The sequence below is a fragment of the Sphingomonas sp. A2-49 genome (assembly GCF_025548555.1).
GTDB lineage: Bacteria > Pseudomonadota > Alphaproteobacteria > Sphingomonadales > Sphingomonadaceae > Sphingomonas.
Window position 1 is genome coordinate 44,027 of sequence record NZ_JAJLPA010000020.1, and the last position, 25,108, is coordinate 69,134.

Here is a 25,108-nt window from a genome sequence, read left to right on the forward strand (position 1 = left end):
TCCCCATGCGCCTAATCAGCCATGCTCATGGTGCAATGTCAATCATCAGTTCCGCGTCCCGGTTTTCGCTTTCGACAGGTTTCAAGGAGCCTTTTCCATGCCCGTTATTCGATCCCTTTCGGGACGCTCACGCACTGCCGCTCTCGGTCGAAGTCGCCGTTCGTCAGGATCATTGATGACGGCAGATTTGTCCCACATCTCGCCGTTCGGCGTGGCATATCTGGTCGCTGTGAGCACCGGCGGATGACATTAACAAATGTCCGCTTCCGAGAAGCGATGCTCGCGGTCTGAATGTCGCGTTCTGGGTCGCTTGCGCCATGAGCATGGCCGACCAATCCCCGTCAGTGGCGGACGCGGCTTTTTTTGTAGGCGGCCTTGCCGGCGTGTCGGCGGATCGCGATGGCTGCGACGGCACGCTTTATAGCGAGTTCGTCGATGCCGTCAGGGTCGAACGGGCCGCCGTACCATTGGCGTAGCTGTTGATGTTCCCCGTGAGCCGGGTCGCTCATGGCGTCGAGGAACAGCTCGAAACCGGGAAAGCCGCCGACGTCCTCGGGCGGGCAGCGCCGTTCGCCAGCGACGAAGCGAGGGTATTTGGTATCGGGCTCGGCTGGCCCGACCGCGTCGACAACAACCGTATGCCGCCAGTCGTCGCCCATGTCGTAGGTGTAGGTGAGCTGGCAGACTCCGCGGTCGACCAGGGAGCCGAGCTTCACGTTTCTGGCGTTGGTGAGATTGCGGTCCGGCCACTCGGGATTAGGTACGCCATAGCGGCGGTCGCCCGCTTCGAAATGCCAGAGGTGATAGTCCTGCCAGCCCATGGCGGCTTGTATCAAGTCGTGAAGCATCTTGAGGGTGCCGGTGGCCGGAATTTCGACCTTGCGCCAGATTTCGGGCGCGATGTCGTTGAGGCTGATGCGGAGGCGCGCGATGGTCTCTTGGGTCATGCCGCGGTTTTGCAGGCTAGGCTGCTCAATGCCAAGGCACCCTCTTGTCACAGCGCAACGGGTAAACGGCAATCGCGCCGCACAGGCAGCCGGAACGGAAGTTCGGGCGCGCCATACGGCGTCGGAACGACCGCATTTGGGTCGTTATCACCAGCACCAAGGGCCAAAAGGCTGCCACAAGGCGCGCTGAGCAATTCCACTTCCAGGCGCTTGCTCCGTGACTTAGAGGGGCGGCGACCTAATCATGGAGATAGTGTGTCGGACAGCTCCGCATCGGAAAGAAGCCTGCAGGACGAACAGCGTATCGCGCTGGAGATCGCAGGGCCAGGGCGGCACACGGACCCGTTTGTCGCGGCGGTGCATGCGACCCGCATGCCGATGATCATTACCAATCCGCGCTTGCCCGATAATCCAGTGGTGTTCGCCAATGACTCCTTTTGCCGCCTGACCGGCTACGATCGTAATGAGATCGTCGGACGTAACTGCCGCTTTCTCCAGGGTCCGGAGACCGACCCGGCGACTGTCCGCGCCATCCATGATGCTGTCGAGCGGGTCGAAGCGATCGAGATCGACATTCGCAACCATCGCAAGAATGGCGAGCCATTCTGGAACCGATTGCTGATGGCGCCCGTGTTCGATGCGGATGAGAAGCTCGTTTATTTCTTCGCAAGCCAGGTCGACGTGACGATCGAGCGCGAGCGGTTGCAAGGTCTGGAGAGCGACAACGCCGCGTTGATGGCCGAGCTGACGGCCAGATTGCGGGCGCAGCAGGAGCGCGAGCGCGAGTTGGATTTCGCGCTCAAGGCTGGTCGGTTCGGCACCTGGAGCATCGATCTCCTGAACATGGCGCTGACCTCGTCTGACCAGTGCAAAGCACTGTTCGGTTTGCACCCGGAAGTGCCGTTTACCTTCGAGGATCGCATGGCGGCGGTTATCACCGACGATCGCGAGCGGGCCGAGCGGGCGCTCGCCAGAACGATAGCTGACGGGGTCGACTACGAGGTCGAATATCAGATCACCACGCCTGATGGGGTTGTACGCTGGCTGGCGAGCCGCGGACAGCCGTTCTTCGATGCGGACGGCCGGCCTGTGCGGCTTGCGGGCGTGTCGCTCGACATCACCGCAGTTAAGCGTACCGAGCGCCGGCGCGTCGCGCTGGCGGAACTTGGGAATACTCTGCGTGACCTGGACGACGCTGCCGACATCTCCTTCGTAGCAGCGGAAGTCATCGGACGGACGTTGGAGGTGAGCAGGGCTGGTTACGGCATCGTGGATCAGGACCGGGAGATGATCACGATTGAGCGCGACTGGAACGCTCCAGGTATTCAAACCATCGCCGGCGTGCTCGCCTTTCGCGACTATGGATCGTACATCGACGACATCAAGCGCGGCGAAACTGCCGTGGTCGAGGATGCGCGGATCGACCCGCGGACCGTTGCCACTGCCCCCGCACTCGAGGCCATTTCCGCACGATCCTTCATCAACATGCCGATCATGGAACAGGGCGAGGTTGTCGCACTGCTGTTTGTCAATCACGACGCACCGCGTGCCTGGCAGACGGAAGACATGGAATTCCTTTGTGAAGTCGCGGAGCGGACCCGCACGGCAACTGAGCGCCGGCGCGCGGAGCGCGAGCTCGCCAACCTCGCCGCCTCGCTGGAGCAGCAGGTCGCCGACCGCACCGCCGAGCTGATGACGGCTGAGGAGGCGCTGCGGCAGTCGCAGAAGATGGAGGCGGTGGGGCAGCTAACAGGTGGACTGGCGCACGACTTCAACAACCTGCTGACCGTGATCCGGGGTTCGGTCGATCTTCTCCGGAGAAGCGACGTCTCGAACGATCGCCGCATCCGCTACATCGACGCGATTGCCGACACCGCGGATCGGGCCTCGCGCCTGACCAGCCAGCTGCTCGCCTTCGCGCGGCGGCAGGCGCTGAAGCCTGAGGCGTTCGATGCCAGCGAGAGCGTCAGGGCCATCCAGCCGATGATCCACACTCTGGTGGGTTCGCGGATCACCGTTCGCATGGAGACCCCCGCTTTCCCTTGCGTGGTCAACGCCGACCGAAGCCAATTCGACACGGCGATCGTCAACATGGCGGTGAACGCACGCGACGCAATGGCTGGGGAGGGAGCGCTAGTTATGGCGGTCGGGCGAGTGGAAGGAATGCCGGCAGTTCGCTCTCATCCCGCGGTCCCTGGCGACTTCGTCACGATCTGCGTGCGCGATACCGGCAGCGGTATTCCACCGGAGATGATCGACAAGATCTTCGAACCGTTCTTTACAACAAAAGGAGTGGGCGAAGGCACCGGACTGGGCCTGAGCCAGGTGTTTGGCTTCACGAAGCAGTCCGGAGGCGAGGTGGTCGTCGAAAGTGACGAGGGCCGTGGCGCAACTTTCACCATGTACCTTCCTGCCTCGCAGGCTACGATGCGGGTAGACGAGGCCGACCTCAGCAATGCGCCTTCGCTTGCAAAGGGTGCCTGCATTCTTGTGGTCGAGGACAATCCCGAGGTGGGCCAGTTTGCAACCGACGCCTTGGCGGAGATGGGCTACAACGTTGTTCTCGCAGCTGACGGCAGAACAGCGCTCGAGAAGCTCGCCGCCGATAAGTCAAACTTCGACGTCGTGTTCTCAGACGTCGTCATGCCGGGCATGAGCGGCATCGAGCTCGGTCAGGAGATCAAGCGTTTACATCCCAATCTCCCAGTTATCCTGACGAGTGGCTTTAGCAGCGTGCTGGCCGAAGGTGGGACACACGGGTTCGAGTTGCTCCACAAACCGTACTCGGTTGACGAACTCTCTCGAACCCTGCGTAAGGTCAAAGATCGCAGGGCGCTGCCTTGACGACCCGGCTATGTTTTGTTTGTCACTAGGTCTATCAACAAATAGCCGACAATTGGCGGATGCCGAGCTCGTTGCGAATGAATGGTCCTGGGTCGTTGTCTCCGCAAAGAACTGAACAAAACGCGGGCCCTTGCCGTGACTGTGCGACGTCAGGCATGTGCCTACCATGTTCTCGATCAGGCGATCTCGAGCGGACGACAGTGAGCGCATTGTCGCTATCTGGCGCTCGGCTCACCCTCGTCTCCTCACACGGCAGACTGGCTACCCTATGTTATAGCTGATTGGCAGGTACCGGGCTGCGCGCTTACGACGGGCCCATGCCAATCGAGCTTATTTTTTGCCGTCCCGCTTAATTAGTCGGCTATTGGATGAGGTCGATCCGCCCAATCTGCTAGGCCGGCGTGCTGAATGAATGGCCGAAATTGAGGAGTTGGGAAACAAACTCGAACGGCTGCATGTGGGCCGACTTAGCGATACGGCAGGTTTGAGCGCGGCACGCGCGGCTAAGCCGAAGCTGGCGTGCCGCGCAGGATGCGGCACGCCGACGATCCGGCGATCAGCCCGACACGGCGTCCTTGGCCTTTTCTGCCAGCTTGGTCAGTAGGCCTTTCTCCGCCTCCTCGGCCTCCTCCTTGGTCCGGAACGCGGCGCCTTCGGGCTCGGCGGGTGGGGCGTAGACGGAGTAGAGCTTGAGCGCCGACGAGCCCTTGTTGACGATGTTGTGCTCGGCGCCCTTGGGCACGACCACGAGATGGTTGGGGCCGGCCTTGGTATGGCTGCCGTAGATCGTTACCTGCGCTTCGCCCTCGACGATGAAGGTAGTCTGGTCGGCGGGATGCGTTACCAAGCCGATCTCCTAGCCAGCGGGGATATTCATCAGAACGATTTGGACTCTAGCGCCGCGATATACTTCCTTCTGCCAACGCTCGTTTTTGGTGGCCAGCTGAATCATATCTTTGTTGAAGATCGTCACGGCAATTCCTCTCGAGTGTGCGGCGTCGACGATTGCGGTGGGGAGGGGATGCATCGATCCATCGCTGCAATTTCTTGCGTCCTCCTGAAAGCCGAACCGGTTCAAGCAAGGAGCACTCACCTGGCCGGCAGGTGCCGCAAGGTACAGCGGAGGGTTTGTCCGGTAAGCCCAATCGTTGCGATTTGGTGAATGCCGTACCCGTATAAGTCCGATCTAGTTTTCATACGGCAGAAACGGTGAATTCATCCCAGCAACTTGGTGGGGAGGAAGCGATGATCCGGACGTATAGCTCGAGGCGCAGTTCTCCGGTCGGCAGAGTTACTCGCAGCAGTGACCGGCGATTGGCTCGCCGCATGCGCTGTCATCGATGATCTCCGGACCCTCATGATGGGACGTCACCTACGTCAGTCGTATTCACGAGACGAGCCAGCTGGCTCGAATCACCCGGGAGAGGTAAATTGAATCAAGCTCCACTTAAAGTTCGTCGCGTAGTCGTCGTCGATGACTCGCGCACGTTGCAGGCGATCCTGGAATCTGCCTTTGATGCGAGGCCAGACTTCAAGGTGGTCGGCGTTGCATCCGACGCGATGGCAGGCCTTGATCTCGTGAGCAGGCTTTCCCCTGACCTTCTCACGATAGACCTCTGCATGCCGTACATCGACGGCTCATCACTGTTGCAGACGCTGGAGTCGCGGACCGACATCTGCAAGGTGGTAGTGTCTGAGCAGATTACAAAGAGTATTGCCGTCGCCAGCAAGCTGCAGTCAATGGGAGCTGCGCTGTGCATCAGCAAGCAGGAGCTTGCCGATGACGTGAATGCATTCTTCAAGAAAATCGTCAAGGCATGCGAAGCTGTTGAGTCCGCACCGAACTATAAGGTCTCTTCACTTCAGCTAAGTTCGGATCCGACGCGGAAAAAGGGCTTCCGAGAAGGTAGGCCGCCGGTGCACTGTGGTTATCCCGTTCCTTCCGACGAAGACGCCCGGCTCCTCGCGCTGCAGGAAAAACAGCTCGGCAACGCAGTACGCGAACGCCAGTTCGACCTCGTGACGGAGTACACTGCTGGCGCAACCGGCTTCCCGATGTGTGCTCTGACGTTTATCGATGCTGATACGCAGTGGATCAAGTCGAGCTACGGCTACGATGAAGACAACACGCCGCGGGTCAACGCAATCTGCAACTACACCATCGCCGCGGGCACCTTGTTCGTGGTGCAGAACGCCGAGACCGATCCGCGTTTTCGGTCGAATCCAGTAGTCCGGGAGGATGGGCTGCGCACATACGTCGGCTTTCCCGTGATCTCCGAGCACGGCGTTCGCCTTGGGGCACTGTGCCTCGCCGATACGAAGGTCCGGCTCGTAACCCCCGCCATCGTCAGGCGTCTGACTACGATGGCTGAGATCATCGGCACTATGATCGACGGCAGACAACTGGCGGCTTAACCGGATCGCCACGACCACTCCATCCGCCGTCGTATCGCCTGCGACGAAGAGGACTGACATGACCAAGATTGGCAAAGCGATAGAAGCTCTCCAGGCCGAACTGGCTCAGCTCGACGAAATGGGACAGTGGGCTGCTGCTGCGCACGTCAGCATGGCGATCTCGCTGCTCTACGACGGATCTAGTGCCCGATTTAAGGTCTCGAGGATAGACGCTTGCTCACCTGCGATTTCCGTCACGAAACATGCTTGCTTGTGAGAGATCAGAGGGTCGGTGGGCAGCTCCGCCAAGATCGCGCCTATCGGTCTCCAACCGGCCAAGGATCTTCCGATGGCGAGCTGTCGGAAAGGGCGTATGTGCGAAGTCCCAGTCCGCCAGTTGGACTCCCGACGATGGCAAGGAACAGGCGATTGGGACTGCTTGAATAGCAGCGCACACGCCTTGGACGAGCGTCCATTCAGGCGTCCGTCGTGGGCATGGTCATGCATGGAACGGTAAAAGTAACTTCCGCTCCGCCTGATACTGCATTGGTCACCGATAGGCTGCCACCATTGGCTTCAACGATAGTTCTACAGATAGACAGTCCGATACCGAGGCCGTTGATCTTGGTAGAGGAGAACGTCGGGGTGGACAGGTCGAGGGGCAGTGCGCGGAAGCCGGGGCCGAAGTCACGCACCGTCACCGAGACGACATCCTCTTCGCGAGTTGCGACGACTTCGATACGAGGGTTCGCCGTTTTCTCCATCGATTCGATGGCGTTCCGCATCAGGTTCACAAGGACCTGCTCCATCTGAATGCGATCGACGAATACGTCGTCGGCACCATCGTCGATGCGAACATGGCAGATGTCTTCGCTGGCGGTCGGCTCCAGCAGCACGAGGCGCCGAGCATTGTCGACCATCTCGGCGACAGACTCCGTTCCACGCGTAATCGGTGCATTGGACACCATCGCGCGGAGGTGACGAATGATCGCACCTGCGCGATGGGCATTGCCTGCTGCGGCGCTGACCGCGTTGATGATCAGCGTCGATGCGTTGGCCTCGCGGAGCAGGCGCTCGGCACCCCTGAGATAGTTGACGGTCGCCGCCAGCGGCTGGTTGAGTTCGTGCGCGATTGTTGAAGCCATCGTATTCGCCGCGCTGAGGCGGGAAACGTGGATCAGCGTCGCTTGAAGGTCGCGCAGCTGAGCTTCCGCCACCTCCTTGTCGTGAATCTCGCGCGCCAGGTTGGCGTTGGACTCCTCCAGCTCGGTTGTCCGGAGGCGCACCCGCTCTTCCAGACCGTGCGCCAGTTCGGAGATTTGCTGCTCTGCCCTGATCTGCTGATCGAGCAGGTCACGCATCTCGTGCTGTCGCAGTCGCGCCCTCAGGGCGGCCTGTACGCCATTCAGCAGAGTGGCCGGCAACACGGGTCGCTCCACCTGCGTGACGTTACCAAGTGCCGCAGCCAGCTGCGCTCGCCCTTCATCCCTGTTAGGGGTGGTGAGAAGGACGAAGGGGAAGTCGGACCAGGCCGGCTGTAGCCTGATGCTCTCGCGTGCCTGGGCGATCGACAGTCCGACAAGTGCCTCCTGTGTCAGGACCGCGGCACCGAAGTGATTGCCCGAAATCGCGGGCAAGAGGACGTCCAGCGTCGTCACTGCAACGTCGATGGCCGCTGCCCGCAGAATGTCGTGAATGACCTCAGCATCTCGCCCCCGCGGAGCGATGACGGCAATGCGCTTGCTCATGGCGAAAAATCAGCCACTCTCAGCTGTCGTTCCTTCAGGCCCCTCCGCCCGAGTTGGCAACCCGGTCAGCACGCCCCTGAAGTTCTTCAGTTGCGGGCCGACGTGTACTCCGCCCGCCCCGATCGTCAGCTCTCGAAGGGCGATCTCATGGGCGCCGGTGCGCCGCTTGGTCATCGAGATCACGCGACGCATCTCACCTTCGGCCTCGAAGAAGCGCATCAGCAGCACGGCGTCGGCAAGGTAGGTGATGTCAATGGAGCCGCTCATGGCGCCCATGACGCCGGTCTGAGCGAGTGTCATGATCGTCAGCACGTCTTGACCGTTGAGGTAGCTCAGCAGCTCGTGCATCTGAAGGAGCAAATACCGCTCTTCCGGCATGGCGTGCTGGTATCCCGATAGCGAGTCCAAGACCACGACGCTTACGCCTCGCTTCACCTCGTCGGAGATCATCTCGGTCAATTCGCCAGGCGAGACCTCCGCGGGATCGACCGCCCTGAAAACCAGCTGCTTGGCGGCGAGGGCCGGGCCGAACTCAAAGCCGAGTCCGCGATTGCGCCTGGTGAAGTTACGCTCGCTTTCGTCGAACGTGATGAGGAGTACGCTCTCCTGCCGCTCGATTGCCGCTTTGACGAACTGAGTGGCTAGCGTCGACTTGCCGATCCCGGACGGACCCATGATGAGCGTGGAGGTGCCGCGATCCAAGCCGCCGCCCACCATCCGGTCCAGAGCCTCGATCCCGCTTTGCGCGGAGTTCTCCGCTTCGTCGGCATGCTCGTGATCTGCCGCGACCATCCGCGGGAAGATGCGGATGCCGCCGGTCTTGATGGCGTAGTCGTGATAGCCCCCAATGAACCCGCGCGCGCGCATCTTGAGCACCCTGAGCCTGCGGCGGTCCGCCCCGTACGTCAGCGGGACAAGCTCCATTCGAACTACGCCATGGGCGAGGCTATGGAGATTGACGTGGTCGTCCTCGGCGGTGAGGTCATCCAGCACCAGCACCGTGCAGCCCTGCTGGGCGAAGAAGTGCTTCAGCGCGAGCACCTGCCGGCGATACCGCAGCGGGTTCTGGGCAAGAAGCCTGATCTCCGAAAGACTGTCGAACACGACGCGGCGCGGTGCGCTTGCGGTCACGGCCTCCATCACGAGCCGAACGGTCTCACCAAGTTCGAGCTCCGACGTGTATACGACCGACTGCTCCATGCCTGCGTCCATGCTGAGTTCCGGAGGAACCAGTTCGCAGAACTCGACGCCTTCGAGATCTAAACCATGCGAACGCGCCGAGAACTCGAGTTCTGCGCGGGTTTCAGACAAGGTGACGTAGAGTCCGGGTTCTCCGACGCGCAGACCTTCCAGAAGGAAGTGAAAGCCGATCGTCGTCTTGCCCGATCCTGGACGCCCCTCAATCAGATGCAGCCGCGAACGTGCGAAACCGCCATCGAGGATCGTGTCCAGCGCGATCAAGCCCGATGGCACCGCAGTGCCGTCCTCGCTCCGATCCCTGTTCATGGGTGCGCTGTTACCTCACGTTGCATTGTCACTCACCTTAGACGCTGGTGCCCAGCCGTCCAAGATGCAACCCGAAGACGGCCGCCTCAGCCGTGCTCCTGACGCCGAGCTTGGGAAGGAGATTGGCACGGTGCATCTCCACCGTCCGCACGCTTAGACCGAGCGCATCCGCGATCAGCTTATTGGGTTCCCCCGCGGTCAGGTGGGCGAGTACATCACGTTCGCGAGGTGACAGCGTCTTCAGCTTGCCATGGATCGCGGCGAAGTGGCTCGACCGTTCCAGGCGCTCGCTCAGCGTGCCGAACGCCTTGTCGAGGGCGGCCATCAGCAGAGCCTCCTCAAACGGCTTCTCAAGCAGTTCGACGGCGCCGCCCTTCATGGCGGCGACCGCCACTGGAACGTCGGCGTGGCCGGTCATTATTACGACAGGCCATTCGACGCCGAGTTCCTGCAGGGCCGCAAGCATCTCGATTCCATCCATGCCGGCCATCCGAATGTCGAGCAGAATACAGCCGGGCTTCAAATGCTCGAGTGCGCCGAGGAAATCCGCAGCCCTGCAAAAAGGCGTGCATGAATATCCGAGCGTCGAAAGCTGAAACGACAACGAGAGCCTGATCTCCCGATCGTCATCGACCACGTAGATGGATCGATCTTCGCCCACTTGCCCCATCTCCGCCCCTCTTTACTCTGCCCTACGCAGCAGGCGCCGGTACAGGGCCTGCAGAAACCGTTGAAGGAGAACGTGAATCTTCGCGGCCCTAACATAAGCTGTCAAGGACGGACGAGGAGGCTGTCGTGGTTCTGATCGTTATCGTGGGCGGCGCTAAGTGCCAGCGGAACGACCCCTCCGCGCGAACCCGCGCATGCACCGAAGACGCAAGCCTGGACGAGCCTTGGGCCGAGGGTGATAGAGTCAGGTTCTATCCGTCGAGACAATGCCCCGTAAGGCAGCGACCTCTTGTTGCCTTTCTGAAGATGAACCAGTGTCCGAAGCTGGGAACCCAATGGTACCTGCCGAACGTACGGGATGGGTCCAAATGCCTGCCAATCGCGAAGCCGAGATCCTCAGTTTAAAGCCAAGCCGCATTCACGGCAGAAGGGCACCATCGTCATAATCGAGCATTCGGCATCCGACGCTTACGGCCTGCTCATTCTGGCACCTGAGGTCGCGCTTGGCAGTGGCTGGCTGGGAGGCGACAGGGTCGTCGGTCGGGCAGCCATCCGTGACCTGTTGATCAAAGCCGCTCGTTTCACGAACGATGAACGGCAGAGACTAACTATCTATCTGCCCAGCAGAGCGATCACGCTCCGGTTGGATGAGATCGAACCATACCTCGGAGCGTAACACCGCTGCGCGGCGGCTCCGGGCGCTTGCCAAGCAAGAGCAAAGAGCGGCCGAAGCTGAAAAGTAGGAAAGGCACCGCAAATGTCTGGATTGAGCTCGCCGGCAACATGAATAGCGAGCTCGACCCAGAGTCGGTCATGTGGGAAAGTGGATGCCGCAAAGCTTGTTGCCATCGGGATCGCGAAAATAGGCTAGTTCGATCGGGCCCATGGAGGGGCTCATTCGCGGTCCCGGTGGCGCTTCAACGGACGTGCCGCCGTTTGCGATGGCGACGTCGTGGAACTCCTTCACCTGCTCGGGCGAATTGCACGAGAATGCAACGGTGCTGCCGTTCGCCACGGTAGCGGGCTCATCGTTGATAGGCTCGGTGACGATGAAGTTGGTGCCGTTCTCGTTGCGGTAGAACAGGCGGGTATGGCCGCTGCCTGCGATATTCAGCGTGGCCTCGCTCACGCCGAGGACGCTCAGCACTTCGTCGTAGAAGCGCTTGGACCGCTCGATATCGTTGGAACCCACCATCGTATGAAACAGCATGGTCTCTCTCCTGACAGAAGGCTGCCTGATGCAAGGCGCCTGTAGGTGTCCCATAGCCGAGACAGACGCGCAGTCACGCCTCGTTCGTCATCGACATCGCCGGAGGGCGGCAGGGTATGTGGTCTTGCGGGCGAAGCAATAGCGACCAAGCTTCGGCGTTGGCTGGAGACAAATGACGCATGACGGTGCAGGGCATCCTGGCGCGGACATCCTGCTTCGCGCCGATCCAGGGATGCGACACGATGACAATGAAGAGTTTCGCGCTGCTCGGCAGCGCAATCGTCGCCTTGGGCGGGTGCAGCAGCCCAAGCTCGAACGAGGCAAATGGGACAGCTGCGTCGGGTCCGGCGACGACCGCGACCCGCGTCCGCGGCGTCGTGCAATCCGTTGGTGCAAATGCGATTGCGGTGCAGACCTATGATGGTCGTGCTGTGTCCGTGCCGCTCGACACCAAGACCGGCTTCGCATGGGTGGTTGGTTCCAGTCTGGCCACGCTGAAGGACGGCGATTTCATCGGCACGGCAACGACAGGGGCTGGAGATACAGCGCGCGCAGTCGAGCTGGTCATTTTCCCGGAATCGATGCGCGGGACAGGCGAGGGCCATTACGACTGGGACGTTCCCGGCGTCGTCGCCGCGGCTGGCGGCAACGCGAGCGGATCAAGCGCCATGACCAACGGCACGGTTGATCAGCAAAGCGCGATGACCAACGGCACCGTCGAGCAACAGAGTGCCATGACCAACGGCACGGTGACAGATGGTGCGGGCAAGCCGGGCGAGACGACGCTGACCGTCTCCTACAAGGGCGGAAAGACCAAGGTTCTGGTGCCGGCCGGCACGCCGGTGGTCCGGTTCGAGCCGACGCAGCGGTCAGTGCTGGCGAAAGGTCAGAAGGTCTTCGTCGTCACCGACGCGAGCGCGCCGGGAGCCAAGTTCGTTGCGATCGGCAAGGACGGGATCACGCCGCCCATGTAACCGCACGCCCGGTGACGCGTCACGGCGTCGGCGGGATGGCTATTGTGTGAGGCAGCTTGGCGGCGCGTAGTTCGTCCGCCAGGTCCTGCCACCGGATGCCACTCCTCCCGCCGACGTCGAAGGTGCCTGGTTGACCATGGGCAATAGCTAAAGCTGCATCACCGAACATTGCCCTGAGTGCAGCCGTCATATCAACGATGCGCCGGTAGCGACCTTCCGAGCCCGCTCCGACCGAAGCTGCAGTATCTGAGGAGAGGTCGGGCTCAGGGTTCATGATCGAGATACGGCGGGTGCAGCGGTTTCGATGCAAAGTCTGCGGGTTCGCTGGTCATGCCGTGGACCATGGCGATGTACCGTCCGCGCCGGCGCCACTGAGTGGAGACGAGCGCGATCCACAAGGTCGAACATGCGTCCACCCATGTTGATGATCGATCGCATCATTGCAGAGACGGAAAGAGGACGTTGAACAGCATGGCCACGACCTTTCGCGCTCGCCTCACGGTCCTGGCTAGCCTCTTCGCCGCTGGCTGCTCGCCGTTAGGCGTGTTCGACACGCTGGTGCCTAAAGATCGAGGTGCGGGAAGGGTCGCAACCGCCGTAGCATACGGTAACGATCCACGGCAGATGCTGGACGTTTATGCGCCACAACCTCAACCGATCGGTACGCGGCCGGTCGTGGTGTTCTTCTATGGCGGAAGCTGGAACAGCGGATCGCGCTTAGGCTATGCCTTCGTCGGCAGAGCGTTGGCGGCAAAGGGGTTCGTTGTCGTTATCCCCGACTATAGGCTCGTGCCTACGGTTCGCTATCCATCCTTCGTGGAGGATGGCGCAGCTGCCGTGCGCTGGACCGAGGCACATGCTGCAGAGTTCGGCGGGGACCCGGCTCGGCTCATACTGACGGGTCATTCGGCGGGCGCCTATATCGCCGCCATGCTAGCGGTAGACGATCGTTGGCTGAAGGACGATCGGCAGGCGGTCAGAGGCTTCATAGGAATGGCTGGCCCCTATGACTTTGCTCCTTTCGATGTCGACGCCAGTCGTGCCGCATTCGGTGGGTGGCCCCGACCCAAGGACACGCAGCCCGTCACGTGGGCCGGGACCGGAGATCCACCAGCGTTGCTGCTCGTTGGAGCGGACGACACCATTGTCCGCCCGCGTAACAGTGAAGCGCTCGGCGCAAGATTGCGTGCGGGTGGCGTTTCGGTGAATTTCCGGTCCTATCCGAAAATGGGCCATGTCAGCCTGCTCCTGGCGCTAGCGCGTCCATTTAGGAGCAGGGCACCGGTGCTCGAGGATGTCGCCAGCTTCGTACGCAAGGTAAATTGATCGTACGTCTTGGACGGTGCTCGATACAGAGAGAATGCTCAGCCGACGGCAGTTTCAAACTCGACGTCCCCTCAGTCGGCGAGAATGCGGGTTCCACTCCCCTGTTGCGCTATTTTCAGCAACCTGAACGAATGTCTGAATTCGGAAAGGTAAAGGGTCGCCGGGAACGTCTGCTAGTGGGTCTGCTCAGACCTCGGTTCGCTCAGTCAGCTCCTAGGCATCTTCCACGTCGACGCCCAGATAGCCGACACTGCTGTCGATCTTGGCATGACCTAGGAGGATTTGAACGGCTCGACGGTTGCCCGTGGCCTTTTTGATAATGGACGCCTTGGCCCGTCGAAACGAGTGGGTCCCGTATTCCTGAGGAGCCAAGCCGATGCCGACGACCCATTCGCGCACCAGCCGGGCACATTGGCGGTTGGCCGTCATCGCCGTCGGTGCCGATGCGTGCCATCCGATTGCTTGGGCCCGTTCGGGCGACGGGATCGTTGAGCGACCTTCCCCATCGGAGTTCTACATGACCAATAATAACGACGCGTCCGTGCTGAACGGCCTCATCGTGACCACGCTCGACAGCATGAAGGGCTATGAGGACGCTGCCAAGGACGCAGAGAGCACGCAGTTCGCGACGATGTTCGCCGACTTCGCGCGCGATCGTGCGAAGGTCGCAACCGATCTGCAGAACCAGGTCCGCAGCCTCGGCGGTGAGCCGGAGATGGACTCCAGCATGCTGGCAGCCGCTCATCGCACTTTCATGGACCTGAAGCAGGCGATCACCGGCAAGGACGACGAGGCGATCATCCAGGAGGTCGAGCGCGGCGAGGACCACATCAAGGCCAAGTTCGAGGACGCGATGAAGGACGACGGCCTGGCGCCGGCGACTCTCGCGGTGATCACCGACGCATTCGCATCTGTCCGAGAGGGCCATGACAGGATGAGTGCACTCAAGCACGGCCTGGCCTGACGACCGACGGGCGGCGGCACACGACCGCCGCCCGATCCGACATCGACGACGCGTCGGACGCGGGTGCATCGCCATCCCGCTAATGGCGTCAGGAAGACGACCGGACACGGCGCGCATGTTTGTCGGCATCGGCTCGAAGTATGCAAGCTCATCGGCACCCCGTTACGTCTTTGCTTGGATGCGAAGCGAAATCTTCGGACCGCCGCCGTGTCGCTGGTCGCGGCTACGATCTCCGCGACCTGCGATACGGCGGCGGCCCTAGTGGATCCCCGTGGAAGCGTGACTCCAGCCGCTCGGAAAACTCCTGACTCGCTTCGCCCGCGGCCCACGTGGATCCGCCGGATCTGCTTCCTGACACGACCGGGCACGGGGGCAGGCCATCTCCGTACAGTCGCTCGCCATGGATCAATGTCGCCGCGCTTCATTGGCCGAACGGCAGCCTTCGGAAAGGCCGGTGGGCAGCGGTGGGCCTGCAGCCGGCTATGTTCGGCTGCCGAGGCAATGTGGAAACGGCGTGATGTCTGGAACCGCGAGGTTACGCCGCACGCTGGTACTTCCAAGCTCGGGCACCATGCCTGCAGTTTGGAGGAGCTTGCCGATGTCGACCCCGGAAGATCTCAAGGACGTGTACGTCGATGAGCTGAAGGACCTATGGTCCGCCAACGATCAGATGCTGAAGGTGCTCAAGAAGATCACGACGAAGGCGTCGGATCCCGCGCTTAAGGAGATGCTCGGCAAGTCCCACGAGGGCATCACCAAGCACACCGCCGTGCTGAAGGAGCTGATCGCAGGCCAGGACGAGAAGGTCTCGAAGGAACATTGCAAGGGCATGGAGGGCCTAGCCGCCGAGGCGACGAAGCACGTTCTTGAGGAAGGACCCGAGAAGGGATCAGTGCTCGACGTCATCATCATCGCGCAGTACCAACGGATGACCCACTACGGCATCGCCGGGTTCGGCACGGCGGCCGCTTACGCCAAGGCGCTCGGCCTCAAGGACGACAACAAGGCGCTGCGCGAGGCCACCAAGGAGATCTACGGTGGCGACGAGTACATGACCAAGCTCGCCGAGAGCTCGGTGAACCTGCAGGCCGAAGCCGCCTGATTATCACGCTCGGACGTCCGTCCAGTCGTTGGACGGGCGTCACGGTCGTGATCGCGAACGGGCCTCGGCCGCGGGACGCTACGCTCCTACGGCCGGTGGTTCGTCCTTGTCGGGATCTCGTCCATGCTGCCGATCGAGCAGACGCATTATCGGCGTGACGGTCAGGCCGTGTAGAACCACGGAGAACAGGACGACCATCCCGACCAAACCCCAGAGCTTTTCCGCCCCGGCGACGTCCATGTGGTTGAGGCCGTAGGCGAGATAGTAGATCGAGCCGACACCCCGGATGCCGAAGAAGGCGAGCGTCAGCTTCTCGGAGCGATCCGCGTCGTGCCCGGTCAGGCCGATCAGGCCAGTGACTGGCCGGATGATGAGCAGGATCGCGAGTGCGACGAGTACGTCGACGAGAGACACGTTGGCGAGCAGGCCGCTGACCAGCGCACCGCCGAAGAGCAGCAGCAGCACCATCATCGCGAGCCGCTCGATCTGCTCGGTGACGTCGTGCATGTCGTGATGGAAGTCGTGGCTGCGGTGGGTGCCCCGGAACGTCAGCGCGGTCACGAATACGGCCAGGAAGCCGTAGCAGTGGATGATCTCGGTGAAGCCGTAGGAGATGCACGTCGCCGCCAACGCGATCAGCCCGTCCCCGGTCTGGGCGAGCTTGGTCTGGGCGGGCACGTGGAAGGTCAGCCATCCGAACGCGCGCCCGATCAGCCAGCCTGCCCCCACGCCCGCACCGATTTCCCAAAGCACCCGGTAGCTCAGCCACTCGCCCAGCCATGGCCTGCCCGTTCCGGCGGCGGCAGCGAGCGCGATCGCGAGGTGGACGAAGGGAAAGGCGAAGCCGTCGTTTAGGCCGGCCTCGGAGGTAAGGCCGAAGCGTACCTCGTCCTCGTCCTCGCTCTTCGGAGGCCCCACCTGGATATCGGCCGCCAGCACCGGGTCCGTCGGTGCCAGGCTCGCGGCAAGGAGGAGGGCAATGGCCCATGGCAGGCCCATTCCCCAGGCCACGACCGCTGCGATCGCAAGGATGCCGAGCGGCATCGTGATCGCCAGCAGCCGCCACGTGACCGCCCAGTCGCGCCACCGGAACACGCGGTCGATCTTCAGTCCCGCTCCCATCAACGCGATGATCACGACAAACTCGGTGAACCGTTCGGTGATCTCGGGGTACAGGATCGGCAGCGGTCGCAGCGTCACCTGCGGCAAGGAGAAGAGCGCCGCTCCCAACGCGATGCAGACGATCGGAAGGGACAGCGGCAGCTTGCGGAGGGCTAGCGGCAGCCACACCACCAATGCGGTCAGCAGTCCAAATCCGGTGAGAACCAGGATGTACGGGTCTGGCATTGCGGAGGAGGCGATCACATCGATTTCCGATCAGCAGACAGGCGGACGGAGCGCCCCGCGGCGATCTGACTTGTCGCTGATGAACGAAGGACGATCGGGATGGCTCCGTTTCCCCACTCCTCGACGCTTGGTGAGGGCGGCCATGTTTGTCCGGCTTGCCTGGCGGAACGCCACTTCGTGGGCCCCACTCCCCGCCCGGAAGGCCTTGCTCCCGACGTATCCGTCGGGGAAGGTGGAGGAATGCACCACGTCTCCATCGACACCGCCCCGTGAGACGTCGTCGGCTGGAACGGCCTGCCTTGACGCCGGGGCGCATGGCGGCCCGCTCCGCCGTGCTCGCCGTACGCCCGCGCTTCTATCGTCCGGGGCGGCTCAGCCCCCTTACGACGCTGGCGATCCGCGGGGTCGCGGTGCTGGTGCTGGTCGGCATCGCGCTGGGCGGACATTGGATAGATCGCGCCGGACTCAGGGACAACACCGATGGCGTGGTGAGCTTCCTCGACATCGTCTACTTCACCGTGATCACCGTGACCACGGTGGGATACGGGGACATCGTGCCGGTCAGCAACTCCGCGCGCATGTTCGACACCTTCGTCGTCACGCCGATCCGCATTTTCGTGTTTTTGATCTTCCTGGGCAGCGCCTACAGCTTCATGCTGAGGCAGGGATGGGAACGGTGGCGCATGAGCCTCGTCAGGCATGGGTTGAAGGATCACGTCATCGTCTGCGGCTACGGCCGGTCGGGCTCAGCCGCGGTCGGCGAATTGCTCGAACGGGGCCACCCGCCCGAATGCATCGTCGTGGTGGACGAGAACGCCGGCCGTCTGCGCCTCGCGGAGGAGCTGGGTGTCGCCACGGTCGAAGGCGACGCGACCCACAACAAGGTGCTGGAAATCGCCAAGGTCGACGCCGCCTATAGCGCCATAGTCTGCCCTGGCCGTGACGATACTGCAGTGCTGATCATCCTCACCTGTCGCCGGCTCGCACCCCATGCCGGAGTTGCGGTCTCGATCGCCGCGATCGAGAACGAGCTGCTGGCCCGCGACGCTGGTGCCAGCATCATCGTCAACCCGGTCAGCTTCGGCGGGCAGCTGCTCGCCCAGTGCACCACCGGACCGCACGTCGCCGACTACGTCACGGACCTGGTGACGCGGACCGGTCGGATCGAACTGCGCGAACGTGTCGTGACGGCGGAAGAGGTCGGCAGGTCGCCGCGCGATATCGTCGGGAGCCAGATCGTGCGGATCTACCGCAACGACCAGGCGATCGAGGTGGCACGGGCCGATGACCAGCGCCTGCTGGCAGGTGATTGGATCATCGAGTTAATCGAGGGCAAGCAGGCTTAGGGAGGATCCGCAGCCGGACGTTCAGCGCCGCCGGTCCTCTGGATCGAACGTTCGTCAGACCGCGTGGACTGCGCTCGCCCGCGGACAGCCGGAACGTTCATCGTCCGCCCGACGTCGCCTGCTGCGGCTAAGGGTGGATCTAGTCGCCACCCGCACGCCTGCGACCAACTGATAATGGCAGGCTTTCAATTACGTCGTCTGCCGGTACGAAGCTGATGTGCCTCAACCGCCAGGCCTGCTTCGGATCGCCGGGTAGTCTGCCGGGTTCAGCATAGGTTCCGGGGGCGTCGCTCCTATGATCTGCGCTTCGATCAATCGACCGGTCTCGCGCAGATGGACCTTCGCACCCGGGAAGCAGGCGTCGATATCGGCATAGAGGACGCTGGCGTCCTCGGCGACTTCGGTCCCGTCGAGCACACGAGTAGCACCGTCGACGAACTCGGCCGAAGCTGAGCGTAGCGCCCATACGCCGTCGTTCAGGATGTCGAGCGAGATCAGGCCGGCAGCCAGTGCATCGGCCCACCAGTAGCCCATGCCGATGCCGGTTTTTGACGTCCTCCCTGTTTCTTCATCCAATTTGAGTGAGAGTTTTCCGGCCCTTTGAAGCCTGCGGGCAAGGAGCTGGACATAAAGAAGACGAGGCACACCGTGAACTGATTAGGTGGATGCCCCCTTCGAGCGGCGTCGTATGATGCCGGACCGGCACCGGAAGGTGCCAAGCGAAGGAGGAGCAGATGACCGACGTCCACATCCTCGCCATCGACCTGGCGAAGCGCAGCTTCCAGATCTGCGCGACAGCGCTGGGAGGAGCGCGTATGGATGCCCCCGGTTTTGCAAGGTGATTTTCCGACGTTTTGGCGGCTCGGCGCGTATATCGCTCGTGTGTCAGACCTGTTCGCGTGGCTCATCGTTTGCCACTGGCCGGTATGCAGTTCGAAGAACGCGGTCCACATCGGTTCAGAGAGCTACGATGCTCGCGCCCCGGGACTGGTTTCCACGTCCTAAACATTGAAATCCTTGCCGCATAATCGTCAGTTGATCTCCTTGCGAGGGCCGCGAAGCCCTCAGGCGCTTACCGGTTCGCTTCAGAGGAAGACGACCGGCTTACGCCATCCGATAATTCTCTTCTCGCGCCATCATCGCCTAGATCATACGCGCCATCTTGTTCGCCAAGGCGACCGCCGCCACCATTCGCGGCTTGCGACCGAGCACATGGCCAAGCCAGTTGTCGGGCAGGACGCCTTTGCGGACGATCCATCTGATCCGGCTCATCGCGCCGACGATCAGCAGCTTGCGGATATCGGCCTGCCCCATCTTGCTGACCGAGCCGAGCCGCGTTTTGCCGCCGGTGGACCGCTGTCGCGGGACCAGGCCCAGCCACGCGGCGAAGTTCCTGCCGCTTGCAAAGGTCCGCAGATCCGGAGCGAAGGCCATGATCGTGCCCGCGGTCACTGGGCCGACCCCCGGCACCGTACACAGCCGACGCAGGGCGTCGTCAACCTTGGTCGAGTGAACAAGCTTCGAGTGCAGCTCCTCGATCTTGTTCGTGAGCAACGCGATCTGGTCCAGGTAGAGGCGTGCGATATCGCGAACCGCAACGGGAAGGTCGATCGCGCCGTCGTCAATCATACAATAACGGACTTCAGGTTCGCAGGCCCTGCGCCACCACTAAACCGAACTCGGCCAGATGACCGCGCAATGCATTGATCAGTTGAATGCGCTGGCCGACAAAGGACTGATGTGTCCGGAGGGCGATGGCACGGGCTTGATGCTCGGCGCTCTTCACCGCCACATAATGCAGGTTCGGTCGAACAGCCGCTTCCGCGATCGCCGCAGCGTCCGCCGCATCGTTCTTCTGCCGTTTGACGAACGGCTTCACATAGATCGGCGGGATCAGACGGACATCATGCCCCAGCGCTTGCGCGAACCGCCCCCAAAAATGGCTCGTAGCACAGGCTTCCATCGCGACGATGCATGGCGCCTGCTCGCGCAGATACGTCTCGAGCTTGGCCCGCGACACGGTCCGGTTGAATAGAACCGCTCCTCCCGGCGATGTCGCGTAGATCTGGAAGCTGCGCTTCGCCAGGTCGATGGCGAGGATGTGGACGTCGGTCAGCTGCTCCTCCTTCGCTTGGCACCTTCCGGTGCCGGTCCGGCATCATACGACGCCGCTCGAAGGGGGCATCCACCCCGTCAGTTCAGTCAGCTCTCATGCAGCTTTCATAAAGATAAGTCTGGTCGAAGATGTATTAAGGCAGGCCCGATGAAGCAACCTACGATGCAAGAAGCTCTCGAGCACCTGCAGGCGGCGCTGGCGTTTCTTGATGCCGAGGGACACCGCGCTGCCGCGGCACAAGTCGACCACCTCATACACGAGCTTCAGTCCAGCATGGCCGCGGCGTCTGGGGCTTCGTAGACTGTCGCCAGCATCGCTTCAACCTTTTCCAAGCCGGATTGCGTTAGCTGAAGGTGGACGTGCGGTTCAAACGTTGTGTCCAGGATGCCGCGCTGTTGCAACGCCTTAATCCATCGTTCTGCGGTAGATGCTGCAATGCCGGAATACATTGCTATCTCATCGACGCCGACGGTGCGGCCTTCTGCCTCAGCGAGATAGATGCCGATGAACATTGAGCCGATCGGATCAGTGCCGAGTTCTTTGCCGAACAACTTGATGCGCGCGGCATGGACGTGACGTATCCGTAGCGCAGCCGCCCAAAGCCTCGCCGGGGGCAGAGCGCGCCCGCTCTCCTGCCAGAACAGCGTGCTAATTAGGCGGTCTGGATCGGAGAAGCGGGTGATGAGCAAATTTGCGGCGATCGAGCTGCCATCTGGCCTCAGATAGCGCTTTTGCAGGCGAACCGGGGCTGCGCCATCTTCCAGCAGCGCCAACATCTCCGCGCTGCGCCCAAGGTCTCTTGGATCGGTGATCTGCCGATATGAAATGCCAATGACCTCGTACTCCTCGCGCTGCAGAAGATCGAAGAAGCCCTGATCTGCTTGGAGGATAATACCCTCGACCGTGGAGACACAATGAGCTGCCGGCATGGGAAGCGTTTGCCTTAATCGTTGCGCGCGAAGTTAGGGCTGTTTTGGATCAGCAACCAGATGAAAAATTCGGGCGGCGGTCATCGCTCAGCGGTCGTGAGCGCATAGCGGTAAACCAGGATCGGCGGGCGGCCGGCCAAAGCTTGCGCTGCTTGGCGTACGACTTGGGCGGTGCAAGCCGCCGCTGGGCAACCAGCTGTTGCCGTGCCAATTATCCGCGTCTGAACGGATCTCCGAACTGGGAAACCGCCCGCTCACCCTAAACGACCGCACACTGGTCATGCGGACCCGATCAACGTGCATCAGCTATGGCGGCATCCTTTTTCAGCATCGCATCCTTCAGTGTGTTACCGGCAAGTCCTCCGGCCGCAACAGCAACGACGACGTTGCCTACGAAGAACTCTGCGATACCCGCGACGCTACCAAAGGCTATTAGAACCGAGGTCGTTACCGGTAGCACAGCGGCTGCTTTTCCAACGGCAACCTTTGCCTCGTGCTTGATCGAGCGCAAAGTGTTGAGCACAGGCCCGAGAGGCCTGTCGTGTTCAATTGATGCGATCAGACCGGCGTAGATGGAGCGAAGCCCGGCGCCATGCGGGAAGTTACAATTGATGCTTCGAAAATCGCGCGCCTGGCAGTCTCAATCAGACCGACTGGATCGCCTCTCCTGGCGGCATATCGCTCACTCAGAACCCCCGGCATTTACGCGTCAGCATTTTAGCAGAAGTAGGAACCTGCGGCCCACCTTCTTCAACTATAATCATGTGTAGTTTCGTTACCGGAACGTTCGACCAATTATATGTCTATTGTGACTGGACGGGCCTGCCGCTGACATACGCGACCACGCACTCTGCTGATCGACATTTCACTGATCCAATGACTTGGTGTCGGGCAGATTCGTCAGCGCATTCAGCGCTTCGCTGACCAGTGCGGCTACAGCATGTGCCTGCAACGAGTCCGCCTCAACCAGGGCGTCCTCTAGATGCTCCTGAAGTCTTTGACGCTGGCTCAGAATGCGCTGGGGCATATAAGGATGGAAGCACGTACGGGCGCCCAATGCAAGCACAGCAACCGGTCTACAAAAGGCTGCTTGATTCACAAAGCCTTAGCTTCGTCCGATTAGCTTTCGAGCCATGACGAAAGAGACGCAAGCAGGCTGTCTGGGCTGTCGTTCGGAGCACCAGGTGTTCGACATCGCCATGGCGTTTCAGCCGATTGTCGATGTCGAAACAGGCCGACCGTTCGCGTTCGAGGCGCTCGTGCGCGGCGCCGATGGTACTGGTGCTGCGGACGTTCTGGCGTCGGTCATGCCTGAGAACCGCTATGCGTTCGATCAGCAGTGTCGTGTCGCCGCAATCGAAGGCGCGGTAGCCGCCGGTATTCTCGAGTCCGACGCTCGGCTGTCGATCAACTTCCTACCCAATGCCGTATACTCGCCCATGGCGTGCATCCAGCTGACCCTGAAGACTGCGCGGGCAACCGGCTTTCCCACCGATCGGCTCATCTTCGAGTTTACGGAGAACGAGGAGATGGCAGACACCGATCACGTGAAGAGGATCGTCGAGACCTATGCGAAGATGGGTTTCGGCACCGCGATCGACGACTTCGGCGCTGGTCATGCCTGCCTCGGCCTGCTCGCGAAGTTCCAGACCGATTACATCAAGCTCGACATGGATCTGATTCGCGGGATCGAGCAGAGCATGCCTCGCCGGATGATCGTCGAGGGGGTGATCCGCATCGCGCAGTCACTCGACATCACCGTCATTGCCGAAGGCATAGAAACAATCGCAGAATACGACAGCCTTCGCGCACTCGGCGCCCGGTATATTCAAGGCTATCTTCTCGCCAAGCCGGGCTTCCGCTGCCTTCCAACAGTTACCTTGCCTTCCGAGCGCTTTGCCGCCGTCGCCTAGCGCAATCGCAAGCCTATTGCTCCAGCGGATCTTTGACGAAGCCCTTTAAGTCCTCCGCGTCCAAATCCTCCTGTGGCTTCCCGACATCCTTGTCGTCGGCGTCAGCATCGCCCGACTTTTCCATCGTCAATGGGGTGCATTCCGCGCGCGCCTCGTCCGAGCCCTCTGCGGCGTATCGCGCGTCCTGTTGATCATCGGCCATATCGCTTCCTCCGTTGTGGAGGCTTAACAGGCCGTCAGGCACATCGGACCCCGGCAACTTGAACTATCTGGCGACGTAGGGGGCTGCGCCCGGACTATGTCGACCGCCTGGCTGTGGAGAGGCGTCGAAGCGGTACCCCACCGGTCGACAGCGCAAGTGGCTGTTTTGGGTGCCAAATTTAGGTTTGAGGGGGTCCCGATCGGCGCCGATCAATACCCTATCTAGAGTAAATCTCACGTGCAAACTGAGAGGGTTGAGGCGAGATGGGTGGGGTCCCTTTTCGACGCCTATCTACACGTCAAACCAAATGCACCGGATGGTATGCGGCGCGGGGTAGGGCGCTCCATTGCCTCGCCCCCGCAAACCCGCCTCGCCGCTCCGCTACTTCAATTCCTCGCCTGAGGTGATCCGGCTGGTGGTGCTGATGTACGTGCGGTTCCCGCTGTCACTGCGGAACGTGGACGACCTGCTGTTTGAGCGAGGGATCGACATTTGCCATGAGACGGTTCGGCTGTGGTGGAACAGGTTCGGACCGCTGTTCGCCGGTGATATCGGGATGAGGATGGATCCGAGTCCGGCGCGTGATTATCCCGCGGGGAATGGCGGATAGGCGCGTGGCGGAACTGCAGAGCCAGGCGATCCCGATACGACGGCGGCATAAAGAGCATTGCCGATCGAAGTTCGGGAGCTAACTTCAATGAGGAGTTGAGCGGCTGCCATCACGGCGATGCCCGATAACCATGCTCGATGGATCGTTTGATCGCGCCGCCAATCGACAAGCACGCCGGCAAAGGGGAAAACGAGCATCGCAGCGAAGATGCTGAGGCCGGTATATGGAATGAGGAGGGGTGCCGGCAGCAGTCGTCCGAGCGCAGGCCCCATGATCATGGCCATTCCGCACAGATGCAGCCGCTTGTGCCAATCGGTTTGTCGCCGAAGTACGATGGCCCAAGTCGACAAGCCGGCAAACGTAAGAACTCCGACCGGGTTCATGATGAGGAAATAAGCCGGTTGGAAGAAGAAGGGGGCATGGCCCGCGCGAACCATACGCACCGTCACGATGGTGCCGAGGACAACCATCGTGCTCATCCAGCCAGCCGCGATCCAACCTAGTTTGCGGTGGAGGGCCAGCGACCCTGTCGACGCCAGAACATTTTGTGCAACGTAGATCGCGACCCAGCCAAAAAACACCAGGGCATGGGCATGAACGATCAGCGGAGCCGAAAAACTCGATCGTCCCATGGCGTTTTGGACGCCAAAGCCCGCGACGTTGATCACGGCCATCACGATTGCGGTAACAAGGAAAAAGCGATGATCGCGTACCCGAGACTTCGTCGATCTGCTTACAAGCGTAGCCATATTGCCCCCCGACAAATGCAGGATGTCACGCTAACACACGCTGGGGGCCTACTCAACGATCAGAGCAATATGCGTTAGACTTCCAGTTGGCGCGTCAAGCCACGGGAAACGTGTTCAAACGTCAATCGCCCGCCCAGATCCACCCTGATAAACCGGTCGATCACCTTTATTTCGAATATGATGACAAGCCATTCAATGGATTAACGGATGGG

The 25,108-nt window shown here is 61.4% G+C and carries 21 protein-coding genes and 2 pseudogenes; 9 read left to right on the forward strand and 14 right to left on the reverse strand.

The annotated features are described in order from the left end of the window. Positions 1-341: 341 nt before the first annotated feature. On the reverse strand, positions 342-947 hold the full coding sequence (locus LPN01_RS14635) for a plasmid pRiA4b ORF-3 family protein (protein WP_262829156.1): 606 nt from the start codon (positions 945-947) through the stop codon (positions 342-344). A gap of 255 nt (positions 948-1,202) precedes the next feature. Here LPN01_RS14635 and LPN01_RS14640 point away from each other — a divergent pair, with 255 nt between their 5' ends. Beyond that, entirely contained in the window at positions 1,203-3,791 is a 2,589-nt protein-coding gene (locus LPN01_RS14640; protein WP_262829157.1) for a PAS domain-containing protein, read from the forward strand. A 556-nt stretch (positions 3,792-4,347) separates the two neighbouring features. Here LPN01_RS14640 and LPN01_RS14645 read toward each other — a convergent pair. Next, on the reverse strand, positions 4,348-4,638 hold the full coding sequence (locus LPN01_RS14645; RefSeq protein WP_262829158.1) for a cupin domain-containing protein: 291 nt from the start codon (positions 4,636-4,638) through the stop codon (positions 4,348-4,350). Between the two features lie 584 nt (positions 4,639-5,222). Between LPN01_RS14645 and LPN01_RS14650 the strand changes: the two genes are divergently transcribed. Both LPN01_RS14650 and LPN01_RS14655 read left to right on the forward strand, forming a co-directional pair. Next, positions 5,223-6,206, forward strand: a complete 984-nt coding sequence (locus LPN01_RS14650) for a response regulator (protein ID WP_262829159.1) — start codon at positions 5,223-5,225, stop codon at positions 6,204-6,206. A 58-nt stretch (positions 6,207-6,264) separates the two neighbouring features. Beyond that, on the forward strand, positions 6,265-6,462 hold the full coding sequence (locus LPN01_RS14655; protein ID WP_262829160.1) for a hypothetical protein: 198 nt from the start codon (positions 6,265-6,267) through the stop codon (positions 6,460-6,462). Positions 6,463-6,661: 199 nt separating this feature from the next. Here LPN01_RS14655 and LPN01_RS14660 read toward each other — a convergent pair whose 3' ends face one another. From LPN01_RS14660 to LPN01_RS14675, 4 genes are all read right to left on the reverse strand, one after another. Further along, positions 6,662-7,933, reverse strand: a complete 1,272-nt coding sequence (locus LPN01_RS14660; RefSeq protein ID WP_262829161.1) for a sensor histidine kinase — start codon at positions 7,931-7,933, stop codon at positions 6,662-6,664. Positions 7,934-7,942: 9 nt separating this feature from the next. Then, a complete protein-coding gene (locus tag LPN01_RS14665; RefSeq protein WP_262829162.1) occupies positions 7,943-9,439 on the reverse strand; it encodes an ATPase domain-containing protein in 1,497 nt (498 codons plus the stop codon). 37 nt (positions 9,440-9,476) lie between these two features. Then, the gene (locus LPN01_RS14670) at positions 9,477-10,109 is read right to left on the reverse strand and encodes a response regulator transcription factor (protein ID WP_262829163.1); all 633 of its coding nucleotides are present in this window, start codon (positions 10,107-10,109) and stop codon (positions 9,477-9,479) included. Between the two features lie 810 nt (positions 10,110-10,919). Then, complete coding sequence (locus LPN01_RS14675; protein WP_262829164.1) at positions 10,920-11,318, reverse strand: VOC family protein; 399 nt, start codon at positions 11,316-11,318, stop codon at positions 10,920-10,922. 179 nt (positions 11,319-11,497) lie between these two features. Between LPN01_RS14675 and LPN01_RS14680 the strand changes: the two genes are divergently transcribed. Beyond that, a complete protein-coding gene (locus LPN01_RS14680; RefSeq protein WP_262829165.1) occupies positions 11,498-12,292 on the forward strand; it encodes a hypothetical protein in 795 nt (264 codons plus the stop codon). Positions 12,293-12,916: 624 nt separating this feature from the next. Further along, positions 12,917-13,618 (forward strand): alpha/beta hydrolase, encoded by a 702-nt coding sequence (locus tag LPN01_RS14685; protein WP_262829166.1) that lies wholly within the window; start codon positions 12,917-12,919, stop codon positions 13,616-13,618. Positions 13,619-13,831: 213 nt separating this feature from the next. Here the strand turns inward: LPN01_RS14685 and LPN01_RS14690 are convergent. Beyond that, positions 13,832-14,041, reverse strand: a pseudogene (locus LPN01_RS14690) (integrase); the annotation flags it as partial. Between the two features lie 94 nt (positions 14,042-14,135). Here LPN01_RS14690 and LPN01_RS14695 point away from each other — a divergent pair. Both LPN01_RS14695 and LPN01_RS14700 read left to right on the forward strand, forming a co-directional pair. Further along, positions 14,136-14,582, forward strand: coding sequence for a ferritin-like domain-containing protein (locus LPN01_RS14695; protein ID WP_262829167.1), 447 nt, complete (start codon positions 14,136-14,138; stop codon positions 14,580-14,582). A gap of 598 nt (positions 14,583-15,180) precedes the next feature. Continuing rightward, the gene (locus LPN01_RS14700; protein WP_262829168.1) at positions 15,181-15,684 is read left to right on the forward strand and encodes a ferritin-like domain-containing protein; all 504 of its coding nucleotides are present in this window, start codon (positions 15,181-15,183) and stop codon (positions 15,682-15,684) included. A 78-nt stretch (positions 15,685-15,762) separates the two neighbouring features. On the opposite strand, the gene LPN01_RS14705 is transcribed toward LPN01_RS14700, so the two are convergent. Next, complete coding sequence (locus LPN01_RS14705) at positions 15,763-17,031, reverse strand: cation:proton antiporter (protein ID WP_410482833.1); 1,269 nt, start codon at positions 17,029-17,031, stop codon at positions 15,763-15,765. A 314-nt stretch (positions 17,032-17,345) separates the two neighbouring features. Here LPN01_RS14705 and LPN01_RS14710 point away from each other — a divergent pair, with 314 nt between their 5' ends. Beyond that, positions 17,346-18,377 carry a potassium channel family protein gene (locus LPN01_RS14710; protein ID WP_262829169.1) on the forward strand — a complete coding sequence of 344 codons (1,032 nt, stop codon included), beginning with the start codon at positions 17,346-17,348 and terminating at the stop codon, positions 18,375-18,377. 222 nt (positions 18,378-18,599) lie between these two features. Here LPN01_RS14710 and LPN01_RS14715 read toward each other — a convergent pair whose 3' ends face one another. The 4 genes and pseudogenes from LPN01_RS14715 to LPN01_RS14730 all read right to left on the reverse strand — a co-directional run bounded on the left by LPN01_RS14715 (position 18,600) and on the right by LPN01_RS14730 (position 21,945). After that, the gene (locus LPN01_RS14715) at positions 18,600-19,022 is read right to left on the reverse strand and encodes a hypothetical protein (protein ID WP_262829170.1); all 423 of its coding nucleotides are present in this window, start codon (positions 19,020-19,022) and stop codon (positions 18,600-18,602) included. Positions 19,023-19,520: 498 nt separating this feature from the next. Continuing rightward, positions 19,521-20,493 (reverse strand): annotated as a pseudogene (locus tag LPN01_RS14720) (IS110 family transposase). 263 nt (positions 20,494-20,756) lie between these two features. After that, positions 20,757-21,422 (reverse strand): PAS domain S-box protein, encoded by a 666-nt coding sequence (locus tag LPN01_RS14725; protein WP_262829171.1) that lies wholly within the window; start codon positions 21,420-21,422, stop codon positions 20,757-20,759. 292 nt (positions 21,423-21,714) lie between these two features. Next, positions 21,715-21,945, reverse strand: coding sequence for a hypothetical protein (locus LPN01_RS14730; RefSeq protein ID WP_262829172.1), 231 nt, complete (start codon positions 21,943-21,945; stop codon positions 21,715-21,717). Between the two features lie 676 nt (positions 21,946-22,621). Between LPN01_RS14730 and LPN01_RS14735 the strand changes: the two genes are divergently transcribed. Beyond that, the gene (locus LPN01_RS14735) at positions 22,622-23,335 is read left to right on the forward strand and encodes an EAL domain-containing protein (RefSeq protein ID WP_262829178.1); all 714 of its coding nucleotides are present in this window, start codon (positions 22,622-22,624) and stop codon (positions 23,333-23,335) included. 13 nt (positions 23,336-23,348) lie between these two features. Here LPN01_RS14735 and LPN01_RS14740 read toward each other — a convergent pair whose 3' ends face one another. Continuing rightward, a complete protein-coding gene (locus LPN01_RS14740; RefSeq protein WP_262829173.1) occupies positions 23,349-23,537 on the reverse strand; it encodes a hypothetical protein in 189 nt (62 codons plus the stop codon). A 585-nt stretch (positions 23,538-24,122) separates the two neighbouring features. Then, entirely contained in the window at positions 24,123-24,821 is a 699-nt protein-coding gene (locus tag LPN01_RS14745; protein ID WP_262829174.1) for a hypothetical protein, read from the reverse strand. Between the last annotated feature and the right edge of the window lie 287 nt (positions 24,822-25,108).

Coding starts and splice junctions, on each gene's coding strand:
- LPN01_RS14700 (WP_262829168.1), top strand. CDS start 15,181: ATGTCGACCCCGGAAGATCTCAAGGACGTGTACGTCGATGAGCTGAAG.
- LPN01_RS14675 (WP_262829164.1), bottom strand. CDS start 11,318: ATGCTGTTTCATACGATGGTGGGTTCCAACGATATCGAGCGGTCCAAG.
- LPN01_RS14695 (WP_262829167.1), top strand. CDS start 14,136: ATGACCAATAATAACGACGCGTCCGTGCTGAACGGCCTCATCGTGACC.
- LPN01_RS14670 (WP_262829163.1), bottom strand. CDS start 10,109: ATGGGGCAAGTGGGCGAAGATCGATCCATCTACGTGGTCGATGACGAT.
- LPN01_RS14660 (WP_262829161.1), bottom strand. CDS start 7,933: ATGAGCAAGCGCATTGCCGTCATCGCTCCGCGGGGGCGAGATGCTGAG.
- LPN01_RS14685 (WP_262829166.1), top strand. CDS start 12,917: ATGCTGGACGTTTATGCGCCACAACCTCAACCGATCGGTACGCGGCCG.
- LPN01_RS14735 (WP_262829178.1), top strand. CDS start 22,622: ATGGCGTTTCAGCCGATTGTCGATGTCGAAACAGGCCGACCGTTCGCG.
- LPN01_RS14745 (WP_262829174.1), bottom strand. CDS start 24,821: ATGGCCGTGATCAACGTCGCGGGCTTTGGCGTCCAAAACGCCATGGGA.
- LPN01_RS14635 (WP_262829156.1), bottom strand. CDS start 947: ATGACCCAAGAGACCATCGCGCGCCTCCGCATCAGCCTCAACGACATC.
- LPN01_RS14725 (WP_262829171.1), bottom strand. CDS start 21,422: ATGCCGGCAGCTCATTGTGTCTCCACGGTCGAGGGTATTATCCTCCAA.
- LPN01_RS14665 (WP_262829162.1), bottom strand. CDS start 9,439: ATGAACAGGGATCGGAGCGAGGACGGCACTGCGGTGCCATCGGGCTTG.
- LPN01_RS14710 (WP_262829169.1), top strand. CDS start 17,346: ATGGCGGCCCGCTCCGCCGTGCTCGCCGTACGCCCGCGCTTCTATCGT.
- LPN01_RS14740 (WP_262829173.1), bottom strand. CDS start 23,537: ATGGCCGATGATCAACAGGACGCGCGATACGCCGCAGAGGGCTCGGAC.
- LPN01_RS14655 (WP_262829160.1), top strand. CDS start 6,265: ATGACCAAGATTGGCAAAGCGATAGAAGCTCTCCAGGCCGAACTGGCT.
- LPN01_RS14680 (WP_262829165.1), top strand. CDS start 11,498: ATGACGGTGCAGGGCATCCTGGCGCGGACATCCTGCTTCGCGCCGATC.
- LPN01_RS14705 (WP_410482833.1), bottom strand. CDS start 17,031: ATGCCAGACCCGTACATCCTGGTTCTCACCGGATTTGGACTGCTGACC.